This window comes from Streptomyces sp. MZ04 (genome assembly GCF_004684775.1).
Classification (GTDB): domain Bacteria; phylum Actinomycetota; class Actinomycetes; order Streptomycetales; family Streptomycetaceae; genus Streptomyces.
This window is the reverse complement of the sequence record NZ_SRIC01000069.1, coordinates 1-23,160: the sequence shown is the minus strand read 5'-3', so window position 1 is coordinate 23,160 and position 23,160 is coordinate 1. Positions and strand designations below refer to the sequence as shown.

The 23,160-nt window shown below is 71.7% G+C and carries 19 protein-coding genes; 12 read left to right on the top strand and 7 right to left on the bottom strand.

Features of this window, described 5'->3' with window-relative positions; translation table 11 throughout:
* Positions 1–35: 35 nt before the first annotated feature.
* The 6 genes from E2651_RS17070 to E2651_RS17045 all read left to right on the top strand — a co-directional run bounded on the left by E2651_RS17070 (position 36) and on the right by E2651_RS17045 (position 4,854).
* A complete protein-coding gene (locus E2651_RS17070) occupies positions 36–518 on the top strand; it encodes a MarR family winged helix-turn-helix transcriptional regulator (protein ID WP_135332007.1) in 483 nt (160 codons plus the stop codon).
* Between the two features lie 81 nt (positions 519–599).
* Entirely contained in the window at positions 600–1,337 is a 738-nt protein-coding gene (locus tag E2651_RS17065) for an Asp/Glu racemase (RefSeq protein ID WP_135332018.1), read from the top strand.
* Positions 1,338–1,427: 90 nt separating this feature from the next.
* Positions 1,428–1,670: an SAM-dependent methyltransferase gene (locus E2651_RS17060; RefSeq protein ID WP_135332006.1), complete on the top strand. Its 243-nt coding sequence runs from the start codon at positions 1,428–1,430 to the stop codon at positions 1,668–1,670.
* 89 nt (positions 1,671–1,759) lie between these two features.
* On the top strand, positions 1,760–2,770 hold the full coding sequence (locus tag E2651_RS17055) for an SPFH domain-containing protein (protein WP_135332005.1): 1,011 nt from the start codon (positions 1,760–1,762) through the stop codon (positions 2,768–2,770).
* Entirely contained in the window at positions 2,767–3,666 is a 900-nt protein-coding gene (locus E2651_RS17050) for an NAD(+)/NADH kinase (protein WP_135332004.1), read from the top strand. Before E2651_RS17055 ends, E2651_RS17050 begins: the two co-directional genes overlap by 4 nt.
* A 117-nt stretch (positions 3,667–3,783) precedes the next feature.
* Complete coding sequence (locus E2651_RS17045) at positions 3,784–4,854, top strand: mechanosensitive ion channel family protein (RefSeq protein ID WP_135332003.1); 1,071 nt, start codon at positions 3,784–3,786, stop codon at positions 4,852–4,854.
* A 44-nt stretch (positions 4,855–4,898) separates the two neighbouring features.
* Here E2651_RS17045 and E2651_RS17040 read toward each other — a convergent pair whose 3' ends face one another.
* Complete coding sequence (locus tag E2651_RS17040; RefSeq protein ID WP_135332002.1) at positions 4,899–6,470, bottom strand: glycoside hydrolase family 32 protein; 1,572 nt, start codon at positions 6,468–6,470, stop codon at positions 4,899–4,901.
* A 178-nt stretch (positions 6,471–6,648) separates the two neighbouring features.
* Between E2651_RS17040 and E2651_RS17035 the strand changes: the two genes are divergently transcribed.
* From E2651_RS17035 to E2651_RS17020, 4 genes are read left to right on the top strand one after another with little or no spacing between them, the layout of a single operon-like run.
* Positions 6,649–8,091 (top strand): extracellular solute-binding protein, encoded by a 1,443-nt coding sequence (locus tag E2651_RS17035; RefSeq protein WP_135332001.1) that lies wholly within the window; start codon positions 6,649–6,651, stop codon positions 8,089–8,091.
* Entirely contained in the window at positions 8,088–9,032 is a 945-nt protein-coding gene (locus E2651_RS17030; protein WP_135332000.1) for a sugar ABC transporter permease, read from the top strand. Before E2651_RS17035 ends, E2651_RS17030 begins: the two co-directional genes overlap by 4 nt.
* A 23-nt stretch (positions 9,033–9,055) precedes the next feature.
* A complete protein-coding gene (locus tag E2651_RS17025; protein ID WP_245238915.1) occupies positions 9,056–9,904 on the top strand; it encodes a carbohydrate ABC transporter permease in 849 nt (282 codons plus the stop codon).
* Positions 9,901–11,331: a glycoside hydrolase family 32 protein gene (locus E2651_RS17020; RefSeq protein ID WP_135331999.1), complete on the top strand. Its 1,431-nt coding sequence runs from the start codon at positions 9,901–9,903 to the stop codon at positions 11,329–11,331. The genes E2651_RS17025 and E2651_RS17020 overlap by 4 nt, the downstream gene beginning before the upstream one ends.
* An 88-nt stretch (positions 11,332–11,419) precedes the next feature.
* On the opposite strand, the gene E2651_RS17015 is transcribed toward E2651_RS17020, so the two are convergent.
* Complete coding sequence (locus E2651_RS17015; RefSeq protein ID WP_135331998.1) at positions 11,420–12,469, bottom strand: LacI family DNA-binding transcriptional regulator; 1,050 nt, start codon at positions 12,467–12,469, stop codon at positions 11,420–11,422.
* 207 nt (positions 12,470–12,676) lie between these two features.
* On the opposite strand from E2651_RS17015, the gene E2651_RS17010 reads away from it, so the two are divergent.
* Positions 12,677–13,720, top strand: coding sequence for a LacI family DNA-binding transcriptional regulator (locus E2651_RS17010; RefSeq protein WP_135331997.1), 1,044 nt, complete (start codon positions 12,677–12,679; stop codon positions 13,718–13,720).
* A gap of 8 nt (positions 13,721–13,728) precedes the next feature.
* Here E2651_RS17010 and E2651_RS17005 read toward each other — a convergent pair whose 3' ends face one another.
* Positions 13,729–14,718 (bottom strand): hypothetical protein, encoded by a 990-nt coding sequence (locus tag E2651_RS17005; protein ID WP_245238913.1) that lies wholly within the window; start codon positions 14,716–14,718, stop codon positions 13,729–13,731.
* 746 nt (positions 14,719–15,464) lie between these two features.
* On the opposite strand from E2651_RS17005, the gene E2651_RS17000 reads away from it, so the two are divergent.
* The gene (locus E2651_RS17000; protein ID WP_135331996.1) at positions 15,465–17,261 is read left to right on the top strand and encodes an acyl-CoA dehydrogenase; all 1,797 of its coding nucleotides are present in this window, start codon (positions 15,465–15,467) and stop codon (positions 17,259–17,261) included.
* On the opposite strand, the gene E2651_RS16995 is transcribed toward E2651_RS17000, so the two are convergent.
* From E2651_RS16995 to E2651_RS16980, 4 genes are all read right to left on the bottom strand, one after another.
* Positions 17,203–17,856, bottom strand: coding sequence for a DUF6629 family protein (locus E2651_RS16995; RefSeq protein ID WP_135331995.1), 654 nt, complete (start codon positions 17,854–17,856; stop codon positions 17,203–17,205). The genes E2651_RS17000 and E2651_RS16995 overlap by 59 nt on opposite strands.
* Positions 17,857–17,954: 98 nt before the next feature.
* Entirely contained in the window at positions 17,955–19,343 is a 1,389-nt protein-coding gene (locus E2651_RS16990) for an FAD-binding oxidoreductase (RefSeq protein WP_135331994.1), read from the bottom strand.
* A 105-nt stretch (positions 19,344–19,448) separates the two neighbouring features.
* Positions 19,449–22,052, bottom strand: a complete 2,604-nt coding sequence (locus tag E2651_RS16985; RefSeq protein ID WP_135331993.1) for a LuxR family transcriptional regulator — start codon at positions 22,050–22,052, stop codon at positions 19,449–19,451.
* 59 nt (positions 22,053–22,111) lie between these two features.
* Positions 22,112–23,160, bottom strand: a 1,049-nt coding sequence (locus E2651_RS16980) for a diaminopropionate ammonia-lyase (RefSeq protein WP_245238911.1), incomplete at its 5' end; no start/stop codon positions are given.

The window sequence follows — 23,160 nt, the reverse complement described above, 5'->3', positions numbered from 1 at the left end:
CCGAAGCGATCAACCCCCGTGCTTAAGTGGGCTCCATGGCTGACGAAACCTCCACATCAACGCAGACGCAGCCCGGTCCGCCCGACGCCCTCACGGCCGCGCCCGGCTACCAGGTGCGGCGCCTGTACCAGGCGTACCTCGCGGTCTGGATCCGTGCGGTCGACCCGACGCTGACCGGCCCGCAGTTCGCGGTGCTCACGGCCGTGGACGCCTCGCCGGGACATGACCAGCGGTCCATGGCGTCGGCGGTGGCCCTGGACACGTCGACGATGGCGGACGTGGCACGGCGCCTGGAGAACCGGGGGCTGATCCTGCGCAAGACGGCCGCCGACGACGGCCGCCGCAAGCTGCTCTACCTGACCGAGGAGGGCGAACGCGCCCTCCGCGAATCCAACCGTCGCGCCCGCGAACTCGACCAGCGGCTCCTCGAGCCGTTCGGCGATGAGCGGCGCGAAGAAGTCATGCACCTCCTCACGTCCCTCGCCGATCACTGGGAGGGGCTCGCCGAGGACTCATAGCCGTACGCATCGAACGTACGGCGGACACCGGAGGAACCCGTGGCAGTGCAGGCGACGACCGCGACCGACCACCACATCGGCATGATCGTGCCCAGCTCGAACCTGACGATGGAGACGGAGCTGCCGCGCATGCTGCGCGAGCGCGAGTCCGTGGCCCCGCAGGATCGGTTCGTCTTCCACAGCAGCCGGATGCGGATGAAGCATGTGACGCCCGAGCAGCTGAAGGCGATGAACGCGCAGACCGAGCGCGCGGCGCTCGAGCTCGCCGACGCCAGGCCCGACGTGGTCGCCACCGCCTGCCTCGTCGCGATCATGGCGCAGGGTCCGGGACACCACTGCGTGGCGGAGGACGAGATCTCCGCCGCGCTGCGGTCCGAGGGCGCGTCGGCGCCGGTGATCTCCAGTGCGGGCGCACTGCTCGACGGGATCAAGGCGCTCGGCGCGTCCCGGGTCGCGATCGTCACTCCGTACATGAAGCCGCTGACCCGGTTGGTCGTCGACTACATCGAGGACGCGGGCGTGGAGGTCGTGGACGCGCTGAGCCTGGAGGTGCCGGACAATCTGGCCGTCGCCCGCCTGGACCCCGCCGATCTGCTCGACCACTGGAAGCGCCTCGACCTGAGCCGCGCCGACGCGCTTGTCCTCTCCGCGTGTGTGCAGATGCCGTCGCTCGCCTCGGTCCAGGCGGTGGAGGATGCCGCGGGCCTGCCCGTCCTGACGGCGGCCACCGCGACGGCGTACCGGATCCTCACCGAGCTCGGCCTGCCGCCGGTCGTGCCGGGCGCGGGGAGCCTGCTGCGGGATCCGAGTGGCGCTTGAGGGCTGCGCACCGACCGTGCACGATGGCCGGGCGTACCCGACGTACCTGAGGTACGCCCGAACACCCGCCGCCATCAAGGGAGTTGACGTATGTCCGCGATCCCGCCGGCCGCCGCAGAGACGATCGACAAGCAGATCGAGTCCCTCGAACTGGCGGGCGGCGTCACGCTGGTGCCGCGCTCTCGCGCCGAGGTGGAGCGGTTCTTCACGGGCTTCGAGCTGATCGACCCCGGTATCGCATGGCTGCCGGACTGGCATCCGGAGCTCGGCGTGGACGAGGTCAGGAACGGGACTCCGGTGCCGCTGTACGCGGGGGTGGGCCGCAAGCCGTAGCCCGTCACCTTCCCTGTTTTCATCTTCTTGACGATAAGCAGGCGCACCCTATATCGTCGACATGACGAGAACGGGGAGGGAATTCCACCATGGCCGACATCACCAGGCGTCTCGGGCTGCACCACCTGCGCTCCGCGCCCACCGCCCACATCCGCCACCACAAGCGCGGCAAGCTGGTCCACGACGGGCCCGGACTGAGCTTCTGGTTCCGAGCGCTCAGCGCGGCGATCTCCGAAGTACCGGTCGACGACCAGGAGTTGGCGGTCACCTTCCATGCGCGTACGGCCGATTTCCAGGACGTCACCGTGCAGGCCACGGTGACGTACCGGATCAGCGATCCGGCCCTTGCTGCGGCCCGCGTCGACTTCGCGGTCGACCCCGGCACCGGAGCCTGGCGCGGGGCGCCGCTCGAGCAACTGGCCGCCCTGCTCACGGAGTCGGCCCAGCAGAACGCCCTCGACGTGCTGGCCCGCACACCCCTGTCCGAGGCGCTCGCCGACGGCGTGACCTCGGTCCGCGAGCGGATCTCCGAAGGCCTCGCCGGGGAGCCCCGGCTGCCCGCCACCGGCATCGAGGTGGTGGCCGTCCGCGTCGTCGCGATCCGCCCCGAGCCCGAGGTGGAGCGGGCGCTGCGCACCCCCGCCCGCGAGCGGATCCAGCAGGACGCGGACCGGGCGACGTACGAACGACGGGCCGTGGCCGTCCAGCGGGAGAAGGCCATCGCGGAGAACGAACTCACCAGCCGCATCGAACTCGCCCGCCAGGAAGAGGAGTTGGTGGAGCAACGCGGCACCAATGCCCGCCGCGAGGCCGAGGAGAACGCGGCGGCGGACGCCGTGCGCGCTCGGGCCGAGGCCGAGCGCACCGAGCGCCTGGCCCGTGCCGATGCCGAGTCGGCGCGCACGATCGGCGAGGCGAAGGCCGCCGCCCAGGCCGCCTGGCTCGCGGCGCACTCCGCGGTGGACGCGGCCACCCTGCACGCCCTCGCCGCGACGCGGCTCGCCGAGAACGTCCCCCGCATCGAGAGCCTCACCCTCTCCCCCGACGTCATCACCGGGCTGCTCGCCAAGCTGGGCCACGGCGCGGGTGAACGCCCATGAGTCTCGCCCCGCGCGCGGTCCTGGTCCATCGCACCACCGAGTACGAGGAGTTGCTCGCCCGGCACGGCACCCACGGGCAGGCCGAGTTCTTCCTCGCATCGCGCGGCCGGAGCATCCAGGAGGTGGCCGAGCGGCATCACCGTACGCGCCGGACCCTCGGCGAAGTGGCGGCCGCCGTACCCGCGCGGTGGCGGCAGGCGCGCGTGGAGCGCGCCGATCTCGACCGTTTCCTCTTCGGGCCCGAGGACGTCGTGGTCGTCGTCGGCCAGGACGGCCTGGTGGCCAACGCCGCGAAGTACCTCGCCGGGCAGCCGGTCATCGGCATCGACACCGAGCCCGGCCGCAATCCCGGAGTTCTCGTACGGCACCGGGGCGCGGACGCGGCCAAGCTTCTCCCGGCGGTGCTCGTACCCGGAGCGGGCGTGGACGAACTCACCATGGTGGAGGCCGTGTCCGACGACACCCAGCGGCTGCTCGCCCTCAACGAGATCTACCTCGGCCCGCCGGGACACCAGACCGCCCGCTACCGCCTGGGCCCGGACACCGACACGGCAACCCCCGAGGCGCAGGCCTCGTCCGGCGTCCTGGTCGGCACCGGGACCGGCGCCACCGGCTGGCTGCGCTCGCTGTGGCAGCAGAGCGGGAGCACACTGCCGCTGCCCGGACCCGCCGAGCAGCGGCTCATCTGGTTCGTACGGGAGGCGTGGCCGTCGCCCGCGACCGGGACCTCGCGCGTGGAGGGGGTCCTCGTGGCGGCCGAGCGGCTGCGCGTCACCGTCGAGTCTGACCGCCTGGTCGCCTTCGGTGACGGGGTGGAGAGCGACGCGCTCGAACTGACGTGGGGTCAGAGCGTCCGCATCGGAATGTCGGACATCGCCCTGCGTCTGGTGAGTTGACGTCAGCCTTGGTGCGGGCCCCCGGCGGCATCGGTGTGCCGATGGGGCAGGATGACGCTCGCGACGCCGGGCACGAACATATGTCCGGCGCGCCCGCACAACCTGGAGAATGAACTGATGGAGCGAGCCCTCACATGGCACGACCTGATCGCCGCCGGCATCGCGGTGGCCGCCGGCATCGCGGCTGGTCTGCTGCTGCGCGTCATCCTGCGGTGGCTGGGCGAACGGGCCAGCAGGACCCGCTGGAGCGGCGATGACGTCATCGTCGACGCCGTACGCACCCTGGTCCCCTGCGCGGCGATAACCGCCGGCGCCGCGGTCGCCGCGGCGGCGCTCCCGCTCACTCCGAGGACCGGCCGCAACGTCACGATGACGCTGACCGCGCTGCTCGTCCTCGCGGCGACCCTGACGGCGGCCCGCGTGGTCACCCGCCTCGTGAAGTCCCTGGCCCAGTCCCGGTCGGGCGTGGCGGGCTCGGCGACGATCTTTGTGAACATCACCCGCGTCGTGGTCCTGGCGATCGGGTTCCTCGTCGTCCTGCAGACGCTCGGTGTCTCCATAGCCCCGCTGCTCACCGCGCTCGGCGTGGGCGGTCTCGCGGTCGCCCTGGCCCTCCAGGACACCCTGGCCAACCTCTTCGCGGGCGTACACATCCTCGCGGCGAAGACGGTGCAGCCCGGCGACTACATCCGGCTCAGCAGCGGCGAGGAGGGGTACGTCGTCGACATCAACTGGCGCAACACGGTGGTGCGTCAGCTGTCGAACAACCTCGTCATCATCCCCAACGCCCAGCTCGCGGGCACCAACATGACGAACTTCAGCCGGCCCGCGCAGGACCTGTCGATCATGGTCCAGGTCGGCGTCAGCTACGACAGCGACCTGGAGCACGTCGAACGCGTCACGACCGAGGTCGTGGAGAACGTCATGAAGGACGTCGACGGCGCCCTCCCCGAGCATGAACCGGCCGTCCGCTTCCACACGTTCGGCGACTCCAGGATCAGCTTCACGGTGATCCTGGGCGTCGGCGAGTTCAGCGACCAGTACCGCATCAAGCACGAGTTCATCAAGCAGCTCCACCGGCGCTACCACGCCGAGGGCATCCGCGTGCCGTCGCCGGTCAGGACGGTGAACGTACAGCAGGGAGAGGTGCCGCCCAGCCTGATCCCGCAGCAGCGCGGCCCCGCGTGACTGAGTGACCGAGTGACCGCGTGACCGCGTGACCGCGTGACCGCTCAGACGGTGAGCTCCCGGATCACGGTGTTCCTGAAGACCGCCTTGCCGTCGATCGTGAACAGCGCGAGCCGGGTGTCCGTGAGGTAGGGGAACGCCTCCATCGAGTGGGTGTGGCGGCCGTCGTCGAAGAAGACCTCCACCGAGGTGCGGTCGACAAGGACGCGCAGCGTGACCTTGTGGGCCGAGGCGTCGAAGGGGGTCTTGCTCTCCTGCCACTTGCCGGACGTGTCGGGGTTGGCGGCGCCCCGGCGGTTCACGAAGGCGTAGTCGCCGTACACGCCCGCGTCGATGTGCCGGCTGCCGTCGGCGGACCTGCGCAGCTGGACGCCCGCGCCGGTGAGCCGGTCCCAGGTGATCTCGGTGGACAGCTCGTACGCCGTACCCGTGTGGTCGAGGATCAGTTGGCCCTCGACCGTCACGTCGCCGAGGTCCACGGTCCGTGAGACGTGCCGGTCCAGGGCCTGGACGGGGCGGGACGCCAGGTAGTGGATGCCCGACGCGGCGCGGCGCAGCGTGATCTCGCGGACGACCGAGTCGGTGCCGTTGAAGCCGTCGGAGTCGATGGTCGGGGTGGTGTTGGGGTAGTCCCAGTTGTTGAGCCAGCCGATCGCATGACGGACGGCCGGGTCGACGGCGCCGTTCGCGGCGCGCTTCTCGAAGGTGACGGCGCCGTACCAGTCGAAGCCGTGGTCCAGCCACTGCGGCTCTGCCGCGTCGGGCGTGAACGTGGTGCCGTCGAACTCGCCCGTCCAGTACGCGTACGTGTTGGGCAGACCGGACGCCTTGCCGTTGGCGCTGACCCCGAGCACCCACTTCGCGGTGTCTTCGGCCGTGGTGATGCGGAACAGGTCGGGGCACTCCAGGACGCCGAGCCCCTCCTTCACGAAGCCGTCGGCGTACGTCCAGTCCTTGAGGTTCGTGGAGTGGTAGAACCCGACCTTCGTCTTCTCGGCGAGCACCATCACCCAGCGGCCGCGCTCCTCGTCCCGGATCACCTTGGGATCGCGGAAGTCCTTCACTCCCGGGTTGGCGAGTGCCGGATCGGTGCCGTGGTTCTTGAAGGTGCGGCCCTTGTCGGTGGAGTACCAGAGGTACTGGGCCTGGGTGTCGGCGGTCTCGTCCGGCTCCATGGTGGCCAGGACGACGACCGCGCCCGCGCCGAAGCCCGCGGTGTTGTCCGTGTCCACCACCGCGGAGCCGGACCAGACGTCGCCGTTGGGGGTCGTGTCCTTGGGGATCGCGATGCCCCGGTCCTTGAACGCGACCAGGTCGGTGCTGGTGGCCAGGCGCCAGGCCGTGCCCGTGGTGGTGCCGCCGCCGATGTAGTCCGCGTTGTAGAGGTAGTAGTAGAGATACTCGCCGTCGATCCAGATGGGCCTCTGAGGATCGTTCTTCCACTGGTCGGGGACGGTGAAGTGGTACTCGGCGCGGTAACTCGCCCCCTGTTTCGCCGACTTGCGGTCCAGGGCTGAGGCGGCGCTCAGTGCGGACGCCGAGCCCGCGGGTATCGCGGCCGCCGCCGCGCCCACGGCTCCGGCTCGGATCAGCGTCCTTCGGGTCATCTCACGCATCGTCTCTCGTCCCTCTCCTGTCACGGGCGGCTCACGGTGACGCACGCTGGTTCGCGCTGGGTCAGGACTGTAGACCTAACTCGTTAAAGGTCAAGCGCCGCAGGGGGCTTGACACCGGCGTAACAGGGTTCTCATCATCTGGGTCACAGAAATTAACTAACACGAGTTAGGCCCTCCGATGACCGACTCGCCCCACCCTCCCGACCGCGCCTTCCCGCGCCGCGCCTTCCCCCGCCGCACCCTGCTGCGCTACGGCGGCTACGGCGCGGGCGCCGCCGCCCTCGCCGGCACCGCAGCGAGCTGGGACCGGCTGACCGGCGCCGACATCCCCGGCCGGGACGGCGACTCGCTGGTCGTCGCCACGCTCGGCTCCGCCATCGACCCGGCCGCGCAGCGCGCCCTGCGCGACGGCTTCCAGAAGCAGCACCCCGGCATCAAGGTGCGCCTGCTGCCGATCCAGGCCACCGACTGGTCGGACTTCTTCGCCAAGATCCTCACCCAGATCGCCGCGGGCACCGAGCCCGACGTCGTCTATGTCGCCACCGAGGGCGTGCAGCTCTTCGCCCAGCGTCTCGGCGTCGCGCTCGACGCCTGGGTGAAGCGCGACGCGGACGAGCTGCGCGAGTACTTCGCGGACGTCCATCCCTCGCTGGTCGAGTCGATGATGTACGAGGGGAGCCTCTATCAGCTCCCGGTCGAGTTCAACGCGGCCGACATGTACCTCAACACCCAGGTCCTCAAGAAGGCGGGCGCCGAACTGCCGCCGCCCGACTGGACCCGCGACCAGTTCACCGCGCTGCTGCGGGACCTGAAGCGCGGCGGCGGCTCGCACTTCACCCCGTACTTCTGGACCAACCGCCTGTGGGGCGGCGTCGTCCCCTGGCTGTTCGCCAACGACACGAACGTCCTCGTCGAGTCCAAGGCCCCCGGCGGCGACTGGCTGTGGAACGACTTCTACCCGGCCGACCAGCGCCGCGGCCGGGGCGGCGGCTACCGCTGGCGCACCCCTCAGGCCACCCATGAACGCGTCGAGGAGGTGTACGACTACCTGGCCTCGCTCATCCAGGACCGGCTCTGCTCGCGCCCCGAGGGCGGCAACGGCAACAACCTGGTCGGCGTCTTCTCCACCGGCCGCGTCGGCGTCACCCCGGCGGGCGGCTTCTGGGCGGGCGGCCTGCACACGGCCGGCATGAAGCGCAGCGGGTACGACGTGCAGCACTTCCCTCGCTGGCGCACCCAGCGCCATCAGTTCGGCGCCGCGGGATACGCGCTCCTGCGTACGTCCAAGAAGCAGGACGAGGCCTGGGAGTTCATCAAGTACTCCGTGCGCAAGGACGTGCTCACCGACCTCTTCCGGGCCAACCAGACCACCCCGGCCCGCCGTTCGATGGTCCAGGCGGGCCGCTACGAGAAGACCGGGCCGACGAACTGGCAGGTCTTCTACGACACCCTCGACACGTTCCCCACCACAGGCCCGATCCCGGCCCCGCCCCAGGTCGCCGAGGTCGAGCAGCTCCTCCTCAAGCACACCGGCACCGCGCTCGCCGATCCGCGCGGGGTGCGTCCCGCGCTGCGGCGGCTGCAGGGCGATCTGGAGAAGGCCATGGAGCGTGACGCATGACGACCACCCAGCGCACGACCGAGCCCAGGGCCGCCGTCAGGAAGCCGGAGCCCCGCCCCACCGCCCGGGACCGTGGATCACGCCTCCTGGCCACGCTCTTCCTCGCGCCGACCGTCATCGGCGTCCTGGTCTTCACCGTCGTACCGATCGTCGGATCCGTCGTCCTGAGCTTCTTCCACTGGGACGTCATCGACTCCCCGACGTTCGCCGGGACCGACAACTACCGCGAGGCCTTCACCGACGACACGGTCCTCGTCTCCTTCACCAACACCCTCCTCTTCATGTTCTTCGCGGTCGCCCTGCAGCTGCTGCTCGCGCTGGCTCTCGCGCTGACGCTCGACAACCGGCTGCCCGGCTGGCTGCGTTCGGCGTTCCGCTCGGCGTTCTTCTTCCCGCTCGTGCTGTCCGCGGCATCCATCTCGGTGGTCATGAAGTACCTCTTCAACCAGGAATTCGGGGTGATCAACTGGCTGCTCGGCCATGTCGGCATCGACCCCATCCCCTGGCTGACCTCCGAGAACTCCGCGATGGCCGCGGTCGTCCTCGTCTACGTCTGGCAACAGTTCGGCTTCTCCTTCCTCCTCTTCGTCGGGGGCCTGAACAACATCCCCAAGGAGATCCACGAGGCCGCGTCCCTCGACGGCGCCACCGGCATCCGCAAGCACCTCGCCGTCACCCTGCCCCTGCTCTCCCCCACCCTCCTGGTCGCCTCGGTGGTGGGCATCATCAACGCCCTTCAGGTCTTCGAGCAGCCGTACGTCCTCACCGACGGCGGGCCCGGCGACTCCACCCGCACCGTCGTGATGGTCATCTACCAGAGCGCCTTCGAGCAGCTGCGGTTCGGTGAGGCGTCGGCGGTCGGCGTGCTGCTCTTCGCCCTGATCCTGGCGGTCACGGCACTCCAGTTCCGGCTCAGCCGGCGATTCGTCCACTACCAATGAGCCGGGTGAACCCTGTGAACCGTATGAAGTACGGCATGAAGTACGGCATGAAGTACGGCCTGTCGTCCTGGGCGCGGATCGCCGGTCTGACCGTGGTCGCGCTGCTCACCCTCGGCCCGGTGATCTGGACCGTGTCCACCTCGCTGCGGGCCCCCGCGGAGTCCTTCGATCTGCCGCCGCAGATCATCCCGTCCGAGCCGACCACCGAGGCGTACGACCAGGTCTTCGCGCAGATCGACGTATGGCTGCTCGCACTCAACTCGACCCTGGTGACCGCGCTGATCGCGGTCGGCCAGATGATCACCGCGGGGCTCGCCGGATACGCCTTCGCGCGCCTCGAATTCCGGTTCAAGAAGCCGCTGTTCGGGCTCGTGCTCGCGACGATGATGGTGCCGTTGCAGGTCACGATCGTGCCGGTGTTCCTGATCCTGAAGTCGATGGGCCTCACCGACACACTGCTCGGGCTGATCATCCCCGCCTGGCCCACCGCGTTCGGGACGTTCCTGATGCGGCAGTACTTCCTCGGCATGCCCAAGGATCTCGGCGAGGCGGCGATGATCGACGGGGCGGGACCCTGGCGGATCTTCCGCTCGGTGTACGCGCCGCTGGCCGCGCCCGGCCTGGCCATCGTGGGTGTCCTCGCCTTCAACTACCACTGGAACGAATTCTTCCGCCCGCTGATCCTGGAGACGTCGACCGACAACTTCACGCTGCCGCTCGGCCTGGTCTCGCTCCAGGGCAACCTCGGCACCGGATCCGTCTCCGTGGTGCTCGCGGGCGTCGCGCTCTCCATGATCCCCGCCATCGCCGTCTTCGCCGTCGGCCAGCGCCCTCTGCGCGAGGGCATCACATCAGCAGGAGTGAACCGTTGAGCACGCAGCCCGCGCCTTCACAGCTCGATCCGCACGCCCCGCGCTTCCGGGTCAGGCCGCCCTCGAACTGGGTCAACGACCCCAATGGGCCCTTCCGTTGGCGCGGCCGCTACCACCTCTTCTACCAGCACAATCCCGACGCTCCCGTGCACGCGGACATGCACTGGGGCCACGTATCCAGCGCCGACCTCGCACACTGGGAGCACCACCCCATCGCGCTCACCCCGACACCGGGCGGCCCGGACGAGGGCGGCTGCTGGTCGGGCTGTGTGGTGGACGACGCGGGAGTCCCGACCGCCGTCTACACCGGCGTGGACCACGCGCACGCCGGGCTCGGCACCATCTGCCTTGCCCAAGCAGCGCCCGATTCAGCGCAGTTGACGACTTGGCGCACACTGCCCGAGCCGGTGGTGTCCGAGCCGCCGCCGGGCCTGGACGTGACGATGTTCCGCGACCCGTTCGTCTTCCGCCACGGCGGTCGGCGCTGGGCCCTGGTGGGCGCGGGTCACGCCGACGGCATGCCGTCGGTTCTGCTGTACGACTGCGACGACCTCAAGTCCTGGCACTTCGCCGGGGTGTTGGTGGACGGGCGCGACCCGGTGGCGGCCAAGGCGCTGGGGGGTGACGCGGTGGGCTGGGAGTGCCCTCAGCTGTACGAGGGGGAGGGCGGCGACTGGACGCTGGTGGTGTCGCTGTGGGACGGATCTCCTGTGTCGACGGCCTATCTGACGGGGCATCTCATCACTTCAGAGCATGGTGACTTGACCGGCTTCGCGCCGCGCGTCGGCGGCCCGCTCGACCTGGGCAGGGACTGCTACGCGCCGGCCGTGCTGCACGACAACGAGGCGGGCCGGAATCTGCTGTGGGGCTGGTCCTGGGAGGCGCGGGGGCAGCGGGAGGTGGACAAGGCGGGCTGGTCCGGCGTCCTGACGGCGCCGCGCGTAGTCGGCACGCATCCCGACGGCACGGTACGCGTCACCCCGGCACCCGAGCTCCAACTCCTGCGCGCGGCCGAGCCGTTCGTGACGGAGCCGGGGGCAGGCCGTACCACGCTCCCCCTGGCGTACGACATCGAGGTCACCGCCTTCGCGCCCACCACGGTCACACTGTTGCGGGCCGCGTCGGGTGCGGAGCTGACGCTGACGCTCGACCCGGCGGCGGGCGCCGCGACGCTGGACCGCACGGACTGGCCCCGCGAGCGGCCCGACGGCTCGGCACCGATCACGCTGAGGTCAACTCCTGCTGCTCCAGAAGGCCTTGAGGTCCGAATCCTGGTCGACGGGTCCTTGCTCGAGCTCTTCCTGGCGGACCACGCGGTGGCAACGGAACGGGTGTACCGGCGGCCGGGCGACGTCGCCGAGCTGACGATCGTAGGAGAAGGCACGAGGGTCACCGGCTGGGAAGTGACAGCGCCGGGGCACGCCTGATGAGGCTCGGCAAACAGCGCCCCGCAGGGGCGCGGGGAACTGCGCGACCAGCCACGACGCACCCGCAGCCGAACCGCACCCCGCACCCTCACGACCGAGGCGGCCCCACCGAGTCACGCACCACCACAGGACACTCCAGACGCCGAACCTCAACGGCAGGGGGCGTGGCGTTCTCTATGGCGTCCAGAAGAAGCCCCGTCGCCACCTCCCCCATGGCACGGTGCGGCAGCGCCACCGTGGTCAACGGTGGGTACAGGAACCCCGCCATGTGCTCCTGATCGTCGTAGCCGACCAACGAAACGTCACCGGGGACATCGATGCCGAGCCGGGCCGCGGCGTGCAGGACGCCCGCCGCGACCCGATCGTTGTAGCAGACGATGCCCGTGGGGCGTTGCGCGGCGGGCACGCCGTCCAGCAGGCGCATCGCTCCCTCGTAACCGGCCGAGATCTCCCCTCCGCCGCGCACGATCCAGTCCTTGCCCGCCCGCTCCCCCACCGTCCGCAGCGCGTCCCGGAAGCCCCGGAGCCGCTCCGCCGACGCGATGTCGTCGAGCCCGCCGACCAGGGCGATCCTGCGGTGCCCCGCGTCGAGGAGGAGTTTGGCCGCCGCCCGGCCGCCGGAGCGTTCGGCGGGGATCACCGCGGCCAGCGAGCCGTCGTCGGGGAGGCAGTTGGCGAACACCGCGAGGGTGCGCTTCAGGCCGGCGGGGACGCGGGCCGAGTGCAGGGACATGGCGGCGTAGATGATGCCGTCCACTCGGCGGTCGAGCAGCTCGGCGACGGCCGCGTCCTCCTTGGCGGGGTCGCCGGTGGAGTCGACGGTGAGCACCAGGTGCTCGCGGTCCCAGGCGGTCTCCATCGCGCCCCGCAGCAGCGCCCCGGCGAACGGCGACGAGGCGATGTGGTCGGTGACCAGGCCGATCACGGCCGTACGGCGGCGGCGCAGACCGCGGGCGACGGCGTTGGGCCGGTAGCCGAGCTGCTCGGCGGCCTTGCGGATGCGCTCCTGGGTCGCGGGCGAGAGATTGCCGGCGGCCCGGCCGTTGAAGACGAAGGAGACCGCGGTGTGCGAGACCCCGGCAAGCCGCGCGACGTCCTTCGACGTCGGCCGCTCGGGCCTGCCCGCGTCGCCGCTCACGCTGTCGGCGCTCTCGATGTTCCCCGCCCCCTTCGATGCCGCACGGGTGATCCACCTTGATCCACGTCAGCCTAGCCGCGCCCCCTGCGTCCCGGTACGGCCGTACGCTCCGGCGATACTGGCCGTGACGATTGTTGCCCACAGTTGTTGCCCACAGTTGTCGCCCTCAGTTGTCGCCCGCAGTCACACACCAGGAGGAGACGCGACGTGAGCCGCCCCACCGCCCGCGATGTCGCCGAGCTTGCCGGGGTGTCACGCGCCGCCGTGTCCTTCGTGTTCAGCGGCCGCGCCGCCGGGAACCTCTCCGCCAAGACCCAGGCGCGGATCAGGAAGGCCGCCGATCAGCTCGGTTACCGCCCCGACGAGGTGGCGCGCTCACTGCGCAAGCAGCGCAGCGCGGTGATCGGGCTGCTCAGCGACGAGATCGCGACGAGCCCCTTCGCCGGCCGCCTTGTACTCGGCGCGATGGAGGCGGCGCGCGAGCGCGGGCATCAGGTGCTGCTCCTCGAGTCCCGCCTCGACCCGGCCGCCGAGGCGGAGGCGGTCGCCGAGCTGCGGGCCCGCCGGGTGGACGGGATCGTGTACGCGGCGATGTCCATGCGCCGCACCAACGTGCCCGATGGCATCGACCCGTCCCGCACGGTGCTCGCCAACTGTCTGCCGCGCGAGCCAGGTTCGTACGCCTCGGTGGTACCGGACGAACGCAAGGGCGGCCGTTGTGCGGTGGACGTGCTCATCGAGGCGGGGCACCGCGAGATCGCCCTGCTCGGCGGCTCGACCGGTGACATCGCCGCGTCGGACCGGGCCCGCGGCTTCCGCGACGGGCTGCGGGCCGCGGGCATCACCGCCCGCGAGGAGTGGGTGCTCCGCGCGGGCTGGCAGATCGACGAGGGGTACGCGGCGGCGCTGCGGGTGCTCGGCGGTCCCGCCCGGCCGACGGGCGTGGTCTGCGCGAACGACCGGGTGGCCACGGGCACGCTGCTCGCCGCGGCCCGCCTCGGCATCGACGTACCCACGGAACTGTCGGTGGTCGGCTACGACGACCAGGACCAGATGGCCGACCACCTGGTCCCGGCCCTGACGACGATCGCGCTGCCGCACCACGAGATGGGCGCGACGGCGGTCCGCATGCTCCTCGACGCCTCCGAAGCGGGTGAGCCGGTGGACCGGGCGGCCGCGCGCCGCCTGACCTGCCCCGTGGTCGCCCGCGACTCGGTCCGCCCGCCGGCGGGGGCCCGCCGAGGGCACTGACGGGTACGTCAACGGCGAGGCTGGGTCCCGGGATACAGATCGATCCGGATGCTCTCGTCGTCCTCGATGACGTACGTGGCGTCCGTGTCGTGATTCCAGTTCAGCGGCAGCAGATAGTGCCGGCGGTCCCGCTCCACCAACAGGCGCAGGCCGCTGTACCGGTACCGGTAATGCCTGTCCTTGCCCAGATCCTCCGCCTTCAGGCCGGGGCCTTGGATGCTCAACCGCTCGGTGCTGAGCACCACCACTGATACGCGCCGTACCAGCTGCTCGGCATCGTGGCGCGCGTCCTGTCGGCCCAACTCCCCGGCGGCGAGGGCGACGACCCACATCAGGAACAGGCTCGCGGTGATGACGGGGACGGCGCGATGCCACGTCCGGCCCGTGCTGCCGGCGGACCGTCCCGCGGAGCCGCGCTGTCCGAGCAGGAGTCCGACGGCCACAAGGAGCGGGGCGGCCCACCGGAAGGACCAGGGCCGGCCGAAGCGCCACGCCAGCAGCAGGAGCACACCCGCCGCGACGAACGCCAGATGGGCTCGGGCGACGGCGCGGGCAGCCCTGTCGACGCGCCCCGTGATGCGGCCGGGCACGCCGAGCGAGGGCAGCAGGCCGGGGAGGCGGGGGAGGATGCCGACCAGGCTCAGGGTGATGAGCACCGGGAAGGTGGCGAGCCGAAGGCTGCGCAGCGCCATCTCGATCGGGTCGAAGCCCACGGAGAAGACATCGAGGTGGAAGTAGGCGTAGTAGGCGCGGCTGTGGACGAACCCGGTGTAGAGCATCAGCGCGAGGATGAGCGAGCCCGCGCCGAAGACGGAGTTGGCGATCTCGGTGGCCTTGCCACTCGGCTCCGCGGGCTGGGCACGCGGGGGAGGTGCGGGGCGAGCGGTGTTCCCGAGTTGTCGGCGTCGGCGGATACGGCGTTGGTGGAGGCGGCGTTGGATGCGGATGACCGACGAACGGGAGGACTCGCCTCTCGGTGACTCTGGGGTGTCCCTCATGTCCATCGGCGCTTCCGTCGGCCGTGTCAGGTCTCGGCAGGCACGGGGCTCGGCGTCAGTTCCGGAGAGGGCGGGCAGGTCGGGGCGGGCGTGGGAACTCCCTCGCAGGGAGTCTCGGACGGCGGATCGGTGAGCTCGGGGGAAGGCTCCGCGGTGCCTCCCGTGTCCGTAGGCGGGGAGCCCACCGGCGCCAGGTCGTCGCCGCCTTCGCCACCGGACCCGTTCGAGTCGTCGCCGCCTTCGCCACCGGACCCGTTCGAGTCGTCCCCGCCTTCGCCACCGGACGAACTCGTCTGCGACTCGCTCGAACCGACCGACGAGGACGGCACCAACGGGTCGGGCGGCGGGTCACCCGCTCCTCCCGAACCAGCGCATCCTGTCGCACCGAGGGCCAGCACGGCCACGGCGACGAGACTCCCGCACAGGGCTGAGACCCGTGGCTGGATCCGCATGAGAACCCCCCGCCCACGCCTCGATCTCGGCGTTACGCAGCAGAGTCCCACCGGGGACTCGGCCCTGACCGGGGTTCCGGTGAACTGCGTAGGAGCCGTCAGCCGCGAGGGGGAGCGGCCGGAACGCCTTATGACGGAGCGTCCCCGGCCGCGGCCCTCGCCTCGCTCCCCGGCCGCGAGGTTGGGATCGGCGCCTGCGCCTCTCGACAGATCCCATAAGCAAGCGCTTAGTATCGGGGGTGCGGGGCTGCCTGCCCCGGCATCGGTACCGCCGTCACCGCATGGAGAAACCGCATGGCATCCCTGCTCCTGTCCCGTCGCGATCTCGACTTCCTGCTGTACGAGTGGCTGGACGTGCCCGCGCTCACCGGCCGGGAGCGGTACGCGGAGCACTCCCGCGAGACCTTCGACGCCGCCCTGGAACTGAGCGAGCAGATCGCGACGCGGCACTTCGCCCCGCACAACAAGAAGAGCGACGCCGAGGAGCCCACCTTCGACGGCGAGCGGGTGCACATCATCCCCGAGGTCAAGGAGGCGCTGCGGGTCTTCGGGGATTCCGGGCTCCTCGCCAGTGCCATGGACCACGAGATCGGCGGCGGCCAGCTGCCCGCCGTGGTCTCGCAGGCCTGCTTCGCCTGGTTCCAGGCGGCGAACGTGGGCACGGCGGCGTATCCCTTCCTGACCATGGGCAACGCCAATCTGCTGCTCGCGCACGCCTCCAAGGAGCAGATCGACACCTTCGTACGCCCCATGGTCGAAGGCCGCTTCCTGGGGACGATGTGTCTGTCGGAGCCGCAGGCCGGTTCGTCGCTCGCCGATGTGCGCACCCGCGCCGAGGCCCAGGATGACGGGACGTACCGCCTCTTCGGGAACAAGATGTGGATCTCCGGCGGGGAGCACGAGCTCTCGGAGAACATCGTGCATCTGGTGCTCGCCCGGATTCCCGGCGGGCCGCCCGGCGTGAAGGGGCTCTCGCTGTTCATCGTGCCCAAGGTCCTTGTCGGCGAGGACGGTTCACTCGGTGAGCGCAATGACGTCGTGCTCGCGGGCCTCAACCACAAGATGGGCTATCGCGGGACCACCAACACACTGCTCAACTTCGGCGAGGGCGCGCACCGGCCGGGCGGCGAGCCCGGCGCCGTCGGTCATCTGGTCGGCGAGGCGAACCGCGGCCTCGCCTACATGTTCCACATGATGAACGAGGCCAGGATCGGCGTGGGTCTGGGCGCGACCGCCCTCGGCTACACCGGCTATCTGCACGCGCTCGACTACGCCCGCAGCCGCCCGCAGGGCCGCCCGGTCACCGCCAAGGACCCGGCATCGCCGCAGGTCCCGATCATCGCGCACGCCGACGTACGCAAGATGCTGCTCGCGCAGAAGACGTACGTGGAGGGCGCGATGGCGCTCAATCTGTACTGCGGGATGCTGCTCGACGAGCAGCGGACCGGCACCTCGCCGCAGGAGCGGGCCGACGCGAAGCTGCTGCTCGACGTGCTCACCCCGATCGCGAAGAGCTGGCCCTCGCAGTGGTGCCTGGAGGCCAACAGCCTGGCGATCCAGGTGCACGGCGGCTACGGCTACACGCGCGAGTACAACGTCGAGCAGTTCTACCGCGACAACCGTCTCAACCCCATCCACGAGGGCACGCACGGCATCCACGGCCTCGATCTGCTCGGCCGGAAGGTCGTCATGGACGGCGGCGCCGGCCTTCGGCTGCTCGTCGAGCGGATCTCGCGGACGACCGCCCGCGCCGCCGCGGCGGGTGGTTCCGCGGCCGGGTACGGGCGTGCGCTCGACGCGTCCGTGGCGCGTGCGGTGGACGTGACCCAGCGGCTCTGGTCGACCGGCGATCCGCAGACGGCCCTGGCCAACGCGAGCGTCTACCTCGAGGCCGTCGGGCATGTCGTCGTCGCCTGGATGTGGCTGGAGCAGTTCCTCGCGGCCGCGCCCGGCACCGAGGCCTTCCACGAGGGCAAGCGCGGCGCGTGCCGCTACTTCTTCCGCCATGAACTGCCCAGGACCGAGGCCCAGTTCACGCTCCTCGAAGGCCTCGACCGGACGGCCGTCGAGCTGCCGGACGACGCCTTCTGACCCAGCCGAGCAGGACCACGGAGCACACCGCGGCGAGCGCGCACCACGTCGAGATGTACTCCCGCCGCCACAGTGCCACGGACACCGCCGCCCCGACGGCGACCAGGACCCCGAACAGGACGAGGCCCCGGTCGCCGGAGAGGAGCAGGGAGCCGATGGTGGCGACGAGATAGCCGGCGACGACCGGTTCCGGATACGTCAGACCGAAGGCGTACCCGACCGCGTGGCCGTGGATCTCGGCCGTCACGGTGCGGGTCGCCAGGCAGTACGCGAGCGCCGCCGACGTCGCGACGCCCGCCGCGAGCGGGACGAGGAGTCGGCGGTGGGCGTTTTGTGGCGCCGCGCACAGCACCGCCACGGGCACCCACAGGGCGAGCAGCGGCAGCGCGATCACCGCCCAGGCGGTGGTGGCGGCTCCCGTGCCGCCGTCGCCGCGCCAGACCACGGACTCGATGATCTGGTGGATGCCGAGGAGCAGCGGGAGCGCGGCGACGGGCAGGTCGCGGGGGCGCCGCGCCGCCTGGACGAGGCAGACGACACCCACGGTGGAGACGGCGGTGCCCGCCACGAGATCGGCCGTCGCGCTCCAGCACATGCCGCAACGCTAAGTGCGTCCCTGCGCCGGGGCGCGTCGTGACGGCCTTTCGGGGCTACGCCGCGTCTCCCGGCTCCCTACTCCCTACTCCCTACTCCCTACTCCGGCTCGATGTTCTGGTTGAGGCGGAAGACGTTCTCCGGGTCGTACGCGGCCTTGACCTGGGCCAGCCGTGTGTAGTTGTCGCGGTAACTGGCCCGTACGCGGTCCTGCCCCTCGTCCATCATCATGTTCACGTAGGCGCCGCCCGCCGTGTACGGGTGCAGGGCGTCGAAGTAGTCGACGGTCCAGCGTTTGATGAGGTCCGCGTTGGCCGGGTCCGGGTCGACGCCCGCGTAGACGCAGGCCCAGCGGGCGCCGCGGTAGCTCCAGGCCGTGTCCGTCGAGGCGTGGTCGTGGGCGGCGCCGTCGATGGGGTACAGGTGCATGGTCGACTGCATGGTCGGTACGTCGACGCCGAACTTGGCGTGCAGGGCGACGGCCTCGTCCGGGATCTCGTCGACGAAGTCCGCCCGCCAGTACCACTGGTCGCCGGGCGGGTAGAGCCCGTCGAACAGGGACTGCAGCGCGGGGTGGGGCATCGGGGCGACGGCGTGCAGGGCCGGCTCGGGCAGCGCGTCGAGCAGCGGCGCCATGGCGCGGGCCGCCGCGTCGGGGTCGTCGGTGGTGTGGCACCACACGACGCCCGCGACCTTGTGCAGATGCAGCTCCTCGGGGAAGGGCGGGGCCGGGGGCACGGTGCCGTACATGAAGAAGCCGTTGACCTCGCGCGGCGCGCGCGGCAGGAAGTCCCGGTAGGCGGCGAGGACTTCGGCGCCCTGTTCGGCGGGCCAGAAGGTGGGCCCCGCGACGACCGTGCTCAGCTCGTGCAGGCGGAAGAGGAAGGAGGTGACGACGCCGAAGTTGCCGCCGCCCCCGCGGATCGCCCAGTGCAGATCGGTGTCCTCGTCGGCGCTCGCGCGCACCAGGCTGCCGTCGGCCAGGACGACATCGGCCGCGAGGAGGTTGTCGATGCTCAGTCCGTAGCGCCGGGTGAGATGGCCGAGGCCGCCGCCGAGGGTGAGGCCGCCGACGCCGGTCGTGGAGATGATGCCGCTCGGCGTGGCCAGGCCGTGCTCGTGCGTGGCGCGGTCCACCTCGCCCCAGACGCAGCCGCCGCCGACCCGGACCGTGCGGGCCACCGGGTCGACCTCGACGGACTTGAGCGGTGACAGATCGGCGACCACGCCGCCGTCGCAGGTGCCGAGGCCCGCTCCGTGGTGGCCGCCGCCGCGCACCGCGAGGGGCAGGCGGTGCTCGCGGGCGAAGCGGATCACCCGGGCCACGTCGTCGGCGTCGGTACAGCGGGCGACGAGCGCGGGGCTCTTGTCGGCCATCGCGTTGTAGACGGTGCGGGCCTCCTCGTACCCGGAGTCGTCCGGGCCGATCAACTCCCCTTTGAATCCCATCAGTTCGCGGCGTGCTGCTTGTGCGGGCGTGTTGGACATGTGCTCCCCCGTGCTGGATGCGTGAGTCCGGTGCGCCCTCTTTCTACGCGCGGACGCAAGGCCCCGGCATCCGTGCCCGTCACCCAGCTCACGCCCCGCGGGTACCTACTTTTCGCCGCCGGGCGGCATGCCGAGGTCCGCGACGCGGGCGGCGACCTCGCGTCTGCTGCGGGCGCCGAGTTTCTCCAGGGCCGCGCGCACGTGGTTGTCGACCGTGCGGACGGACAGGACGAGCCGCCCGGCGATCTCCATGTTCGTCAGGCCCTCCATCAGAAGTCGCACTACCTGGAGTTGGCGTCCGGTCAAGCCCGCGGGATTGCCGCGGGTCGCCGCGTGCGGGCCGCGGGGTATCCGGGACACGCCGAGCTCCAGCAGTTCGGCGCGGACGATCCTGGCCAGCGGAACGGCGCCCAGGGCGTCGAGGGCGGCGAGCGCGGTGAGCTTGTCCGCCGGGTCCGGGCTCTGCGCCAGTGCCGCCGCGTGCTCGTAGGGGCAGCCCGCCGCCTCCCAGGTCGCGGCCGCCTCGCCCCAACGGCCCGCCGCCTGGAGGGCGTACGGATGTCCGGAGCCGTCATCGGGCACGGGCCGCCCGGCCTTGGCGAGCCAGTGGCCGAGCTCCGCGCGGTACGGCGCCGCGGCGAGGCGGCGGGCCTGCTCGTAGAGCGGTTCGACGGCGGCGAGCACGGCGGGGTGGTCGCCGCGCAGCCAGGTGGCCTCCGCGCGGGCCGCGGCGACCGGCGCCGTGCGCTGCAGCTCCCGGGTGCGGGCGGCGATCCGCCCGGCCTGCGCGAGGAGTTCATCGGCGCCCGCCGTGCCGCGCCGGATCCGCACCCGTGCGAGGACGGTGAGGGCGGGGCAGCGGGCGGGCGGAAACGCGCCGACGTCGCCGAATCCTGCGTACCGCTCCGCGTCGTCCCACGCCCCGGCGGCGAACTGCCGCAGTGCGCGCTCTACTTGGAGGTAGCAGAGGAACCCCAGCTGCTCCGTGCGGTCCGCGAACTCCAGGGCGGGAGCGAGGAACCGGTCGGCCTCCGTGAACTGGAGGTTCTCCAGGAGCGTCCAGATGATGTTGGCGTAGGCCCGGCAGGCGTGCTCGGCCTCACCGGCCTTCAGCGCGACCGCCAGGCTCTCCTCCACCTGCGGGCGCCCCAGCGGGTCACCGCCGCGCCAGCGCGCGGTGCCGACGTTGTTCAGGGCGTGCGCGAGGATCGCCGCGTCGTCCGTCCGCCGGGCCAGGGTGATGGCGCGTTCGCCGTAGCCGATCGCCTCGGCGTACCGGTCGGACAGCATGCGCAGCTGAGCGGTGTTGCTGAGCGCGAGCGCCAACAGCCGCTCGTCCCCGGCCTGTTCGAGTACGTCGATGGCCTCGCGGGCGGCCTCCTGCGCCGCGTCGGCGTCGCCCGCCCACCAGTGGATACGGGACAGCCAGCGCAGATCGGCGCCCAGGGCGCGGCGGTCGCCCAGGGACCGGCGCAGTGCGACGGCCTCCCGCTCGGCGCGCACGGCGGCCTGCGAGTCGGCGATGGTGTAGCTCTCCACCGCGAACCGCTCCAGGAGACCGGCGAGTTCGGCCGGGCCGAAGCGCTGCCGCTGCCGCAGGACGAGCCGCAGCTGGGCGGCGGCCTCGCGGTGCGCGCCGGTGCACGCGGCGTCCCTCGCCGCGTCGGGGCCGTATCGCGCGACGGCGTCCAGGTCCCCCGCCCGCGCCGCGTGGTGGACGATGCGCGATGCGTCGGCACCCGGCAGGCCGACGAGGACCGCGAGGACGTTCCGGTCGAGCTGGATGCGGTGCGCGGCGGGCAGTGAGTCGGCGATGGCGCGGCGGATGATCTCGTGCCGGAACGCCACCCGCTCCGGGGACACGACCAGGAATCCGTGCCGCTCGGCCGCCGCCAGCTGGGCCACGCCCGCCGGGAGCAGCGCGTCGACGAGGGCGCGCTCGACCGCCGACGGCACCACGGCGAGCTGCTCCAGGGTGTCCCTGGTGGCGGCGTCGATGCCGCGCAGCCTGGCCAGGACCGCGTCGACCACGGTCGGCGGCACTTCCCCGGTGCCGCCCGCCGCGACGACCTCGGCGACGTAGAAGGGGTTGCCCGATGTCACGGCGTACACCTGCGCGGGATCGAGGCCGCTCGGGGCGCTCAGCTCGCGGACCGCCGCACGGGACAGCCTCGGCAGGGGGACGCGGTGCACACGGGCCGCCCGCGACACCTGGCCCAGGAGGTCCCGCAGCGGATGCTCGCGGTCCAACTCGTCGTCGCGGTAGGTCAGTACAAGGACGGCGGGCAGCCGGTCCACGCGGCGTACCAGGAACCGCAGGGCGTCGAGCGAGGCCTCGTCCGCCCAGTGCACGTCCTCTACGACGAGCACCGCGGGGCGGGCCCCGTCGGCCAGCTCGGCCCGCAGCGCCTCGTACACCCGGTGCCGGTCGCCGCCTTCGGCCACCGCCCGCGCGAGATCAGGGCCGACGCTCCCCGCCAGGTCCCTGAAGGGGCCGAGCGGGCGCCGCGTCGCGAGGTCGTCGCACTGGCCGACAAGGACCCGGGCCTGCGGGGACAGGGCTGCGCGCAGCGCGTTCACCAGACTCGACTTGCCGATCCCCGCCTCGCCGAAGACGAGCGCCACCGAGCCCGCGCCGTCGATCGCTTCCCGCACGGCGGCGGCCAGTCGTGCCAGTTGCGGATCCCGCTCGAGGATCCCCCCGTCCACGCCCCGGATTCTCCCACGCGACGGGCCTGCGGGCCCTGATCCCGGCGGCCCGTACTCCCCTAGGAACGGGCCGTCCCGCCATGCGGGTTGGCCGCCGCGCCTTCGGTGCTCAGCAGGACGAGCGTCGACGCGGGCCCGAGGCCGAGTGCGGCCCGGCGCGGCTCCGCACCGTCACCGGTCAGGGCGACGCGGACACCGGCGAGCGAGGCGGCCCCGCAGGGACCCGAGGACACGCCCGAGGCCGCGAGGTCGCGGGCCGCGCGGGCGCTGTCGTCATCGGTGACGGCGACGGCGGCGTCCAGGCCGTCCCGCAGGAAGGGCCAGGCGGTGCCGGACGGGGTCCCGCAGTTGAGGCCCGCCATGGCCGTCTCGCCCGTGAGGATGCTGGTCGGCTCGCCTCGTCCGAGGCTCTCCAGTACGCACGGCGCCGCATCGGGTTCCACGGCGAGCAGCGCGGTGGCATTGGGCCCCGCGGAGCGGCCGCGATAGTGGGTGACGGCGGCCTGGGCGAGCGAACCGACACCCACGGGCACGGCCACCAGGCCGGGCGCATCGGCTCCGGCGGCGGCGAGTTGGGCGTCGACCTCGGCGAACAGGGTGGAGTACCCCTCGACGATCCACCCGGGGATCCGCTCGTAGCCGGGCCGCCCGGAGTCCTGCACGAGCACCGTGCCGGGTGCGTCGGCCGCGGCGGCGGCCTGGCGTACGGCGTCGTCGTAGGGCCCGGCGACCTCGATGACCTCGGCCCCCTCGGCGACGATGGCGTCGGCTGCGGCCGGATGCACGCCCTTCGACACGAACACCTGGGCACGCAGCCCGAGCAGCCGGGCCGTCCGGGCCACGGCACGGCCGTGGTTGCCGTCGGTGGCGGTGACCAGCGTGACCGCACCGCCCGCCACCTGCCCGCCCGCGGCCCGCTCGGCGACGATCCGGTGCACCGCCCAGGACGCGCCGAGCGCCTTGAACGCGGGCAGTCCGAGGCGCGACGACTCGTCCTTGACGAAGACCCTTCCTACGTTCAACTCGGCCGCCAGTGAGGGGAGTTCGGTGAGTGGGGTGGGCGCGTAGCCGGGCAGTGCGGCGTGGAAGGCCCGGGGCTCCGTGGGGG